Source organism: Burkholderia sp. LMG 13014 (genome assembly GCF_905232215.1).
Taxonomy (GTDB): domain Bacteria; phylum Pseudomonadota; class Gammaproteobacteria; order Burkholderiales; family Burkholderiaceae; genus Burkholderia.
This window is the reverse complement of sequence record NZ_CAJNKE010000567.1, coordinates 1-3733: the sequence shown is the minus strand read 5'-3', so window position 1 is coordinate 3733 and position 3733 is coordinate 1. Positions and strand designations below refer to the sequence as shown.

Below are 3733 nucleotides of genomic sequence, written 5' to 3'. Positions count from 1 at the left end.
CGCGGGCGCACCCGTGTACTGGCCGATCGACGCGGCACTCGTCGCATTCGGCGTATTGCTGCTGCGTGCCGCGCGCCGTCCGCGCCGCGATGCGATGCGGCCCGCGCGCATGCCGGCTGGTGTCGAACCTTTTTAATGTCATGCAACTGGAGACTTCGATGCGCGATCTGCTCGAACATCGCCGCCTGGTCATCACGATCACGCTGCTTTACCTGTCACAGGGAATCCCGATCGGCATTGCGATGGATGCGATGCCGACCCTGCTGCGCCACGACGGCGCGCCGCTTCACGCACTGGCGTTCCTGCCGCTCGTCGGTTTGCCATGGGTCGTGAAATTCCTGTGGGCGCCTGTCGTCGACAACCGCTGGTCGCCGCGCATCGGCCGGCGGCGCAGCTGGATGCTGCCGATGCAGACGCTCGTCGTGCTGTGCCTCGGCAGCCTCGCGCAGATCGGGATGACGGTCGCGACGGCCGGATGGGCGGTCGGCCTGCTGGCCATCGCGTCGCTGGCGAGCGCGACGCAGGACATCGCGAACGACGGGATGGCCGCCGAGCACTTCAGCGGCGACACGCTCGCGAAGATCAACGCGATCCAGATCGCGGGCGTGATGATCGGCTTCTTCGGCGGCGGCGCCGGCACGTTGACGCTGATCGGCCTGTTCGGCCAGCGCGCCGCGTTTCTCGCGCTGGCCGCCGTGCCGCTCGCGAGCCTCGCGTGCGTGCTGTGGGTGCTGCCGCGCGATGCGGATCGCGCACGCGTGCAGGCCGAACACAACGCGAGCCTCGTGCGCTTCGCGAAGCGGCCTCGTTCGTGGTCGCTGCTGTCGCTCGCGTTGCTGTCGGCGATGACGGCCGTATCGGGCTTCGGCCTGTCGAAACTGTTTCTCAACGACGCGGGCTGGACGCTCGACGCAATCGGGAAACTCGGGATGGCCGGCGGCATCGTGACGGTCGTGCTCGGGTGCGGCGGCGGCGCGTGGCTCGTCAGGCGGCTCGGGTTGTGGCCTGCGTTTACGGCCGGCGTGAGCTTTGCGGGCGCGGCGGCATTGCTGTGGTTTGCGCAGGCTAGCGGGTGGTTGCCGGTGTCGCCGTCATGGGCATGGCTGTGCACGGTACTCGGCTCGCTGGCGACCGGGATCACGTCGGTGTCGATCATGACGGCCGGCATGCGCTTCGCGGGCGGCAGCGACCAGGCCGGCACCGACGTGACGGCCGTGCAGAGCACGCGCGATCTCGGCGAGCTCATTGCGTCGTCGACGATTTTGTCGCTCACCGCGAAGGTGGGGTACACGGGCGGGTTTCTGGCCGGTGCGGCACTGGCGGTGTGTGCCGTGTTGATCGCGATGCGGTTGCGGCGAAGGGAGGCGGCGCAGCGTGGGGTGGCCGGCGACGTGCTTGCGTAGCGGCGCGTTGGTGCTGAATGGCGGGCTTCCGCGTCGCGTATCGACCCGGCTGGCCGCTTTCGCCGACGGGCCGGTAGCGGCCGGATGCGGGGGTAAACATGTTCTTTGCGTGGTATTTCCGGCTTGATATAAGGGAGCGTTGTCGCGATCGTGAGAATCGCGCCTCGCTTCCGGGCCGGAGGCGGGGCAGCCACCGGAGTCCCGCACCGATGTTGCAGAACCTCTATTCCCCGTACCTCGATTACGATTCGCTGAGCCGCGATCTGGCCGTGCCGCCCGCGAATCCGTCGGTGCCGGATTTCCCGTCCACGGTGATCCGCCAGATCGGCAACGGGCATCACTATCGCGTCGAATACGCGAACACGTATGCGGACGGTCAGACCGAATTCCACGCGCAATCGCCGGCTTTCTGGATGACCTCCGTCGACGTCCGCTTCGCGGGCGTGGTGCGGCGGCGCACGCGCGGACAGAACACGTTGCGCATCCGCGTCGGTCGAAGCGGGGCGGCGTCGTATGCGGTGAACGGGCGCGAGATCAGCCTCGATGGCCCGTCGATGGTGCTGGTCGCCGAGCCCGATGGCATGCCGGCGGGCGACGTGACCGAGCGCGGACATCATCAGGTGACGAGCATTTGCCTGCATCGCAGTGCGCTCAGCGCGCTCTATGCCGGGGCGGAAGAGGCGCTGCCGGTGCCGTTGCGACATTTCGTCGAGGGCACGCTGACGGAATCGTTCATGCACGCGGGGCCGATTTCACCGGCGCTGTTCGAGTGCCTGCGGGACATCGGCGACTGCTCGCTGGACGGCCGCAGCCGGTCGATCTATCTGCACGGGCGCAGCCTCGAGATCGTGGCGCGCGCAATCGATTCGGTATCGGACGCCACGCGCCACGCCGGCGACGAAGCCGGCCACGGCGAAGTGAGCCGCATGACGCGGCGAGCGGTGTCGAAAGCGCAGACGGTGCTGCAGGAGCATTTCGCGGCGCCGCCTTCGCTCGATGTGCTGTCGCGCCAGGTCGGATTGAGCCGCAGCAGCCTGTGCGCGGGATTTCGCGCGCTGCTCGGCAAGAGCGTGCACGAATACGCGCACGAGCTGCGCATGCAGCAGGCGCTGCGACTCCTGCGCGAGCCGGGTGTGCCGGTCACCGACGTTGCGTACGCGGTGGGCTACAACCATCCGAGCAGTTTCTCCGTCGCCATCCAGAAACGCTTCGGCATGTCGCCGCGCGAGCTGCGTGCGCGCGGCGGGGCGGTGATGGCCGACCGCGTGTCGACCATCGATTGAACGGCGATGCGCGTGCGTCAGGCGACGTGCGCGCGCATGCGCAGCATGCGGTCGACCACCTGCACCACGAACGCCGGCGATTCGTACGGGAAATTGTGCCCGTCGCCGGCCGGCGCGTGGATCAGCTCGCTTCGCGACGACGTCGACACATAGCGGCTGCGCGATGCGGTCATCAGCGCGAGATAGCGCTCGAAGCCGGCTTCGTCCACGCCCATGCGGCGATACAGCTTGTGTTTCTCGGTGGCCTGCTCGGGCCGCATCTCCGACGCGTCGCGCGGGGTGACGACGAATACCGGCAGCTCGCCGAGCTCGCCGTCGTGAACCAGCGTGTCGAAGCCCGCGAGCGGGCTGCGCGCGACACCCAGTTCGGCGAGGCTGGACGCGGCGCTGAACCCGGCACGCGCATGCATCTCGATGCGCGTGGCGCCCAGCGCCAGCGCCTCGGCGAGCCGGCTCTCGACGAGGTCGAGCAACCGCTTGACGGCGGGCTGGCGACGGCCCAGCACGTCGACGAGATCGATGTGGATGCCGAACAGATGCAGCAGGCCGCTCAGGTTGCCGGCCACCGTCATGGCGGTGGGACGCAGGCACGGCGGCGCGTAGTTGAATAAGTCGGGATGGGTCGCGTCGAGCAGCACGAGGCCGCAGGCGAGATGCGGATGGCGACGCACGAGATTGGCGACGAGCAGGCCGCCGAACGAATGCCCGACGAACACGAACGGCCCGCGTTCGCCTGCGCGGTGCAACGCTTCGGCCACTTCCTCCGCTTCGCGCGCGGTCGAGCGTGGATACGGGCCGGCGTCGCTCCAGCCGCTGCCGGGCCGGTCGATCAGGATCGAGCGCGTCGTGTCGCGCAATGCCAGATGCAGGTGATGCAGGACGAGGCCGCCCATGTGCGCGCCCGACATCCAGACGACCGGCGGCAGGTCGTCCGCGCGGCCTTCCGCGAGGACGTGGATGCGATGGCCGCCGACGTCCACGAGCTGGCCCGGCGGCGGGCAGGCCTTACGCAAGCGGGCCAGGAACGCGAGGTGATGGAGCGAGCCG

Annotated in this window: 3 protein-coding genes; 2 read left to right on the top strand and 1 reads right to left on the bottom strand. The window is 68.9% G+C overall.

Annotated elements, in window-relative coordinates:
- Positions 1–158: 158 nt before the first annotated feature.
- Complete coding sequence (locus JYJ84_RS30975; RefSeq protein ID WP_122949593.1) at positions 159–1403, top strand: RhtX/FptX family siderophore transporter; 1245 nt, start codon at positions 159–161, stop codon at positions 1401–1403.
- Positions 1404–1612: 209 nt separating this feature from the next.
- Positions 1613–2686 carry an AraC family transcriptional regulator gene (locus tag JYJ84_RS30970; RefSeq protein WP_205185250.1) on the top strand — a complete coding sequence of 358 codons (1074 nt, stop codon included), beginning with the start codon at positions 1613–1615 and terminating at the stop codon, positions 2684–2686.
- 17 nt (positions 2687–2703) lie between these two features.
- Here JYJ84_RS30970 and JYJ84_RS30965 read toward each other — a convergent pair.
- A partial coding sequence (locus JYJ84_RS30965) for an alpha/beta fold hydrolase (RefSeq protein WP_205189903.1) occupies positions 2704–3733 on the bottom strand: 1030 nt, incomplete at its 5' end.

Bases quoted from the DNA above. Each gene is read 5' to 3' on its own strand.
- JYJ84_RS30970 (WP_205185250.1), top strand. From the start codon at position 1,613: ATGTTGCAGAACCTCTATTCCCCGTACCTCGATTACGATTCGCTGAGC.
- JYJ84_RS30975 (WP_122949593.1), top strand. From the start codon at position 159: ATGCGCGATCTGCTCGAACATCGCCGCCTGGTCATCACGATCACGCTG.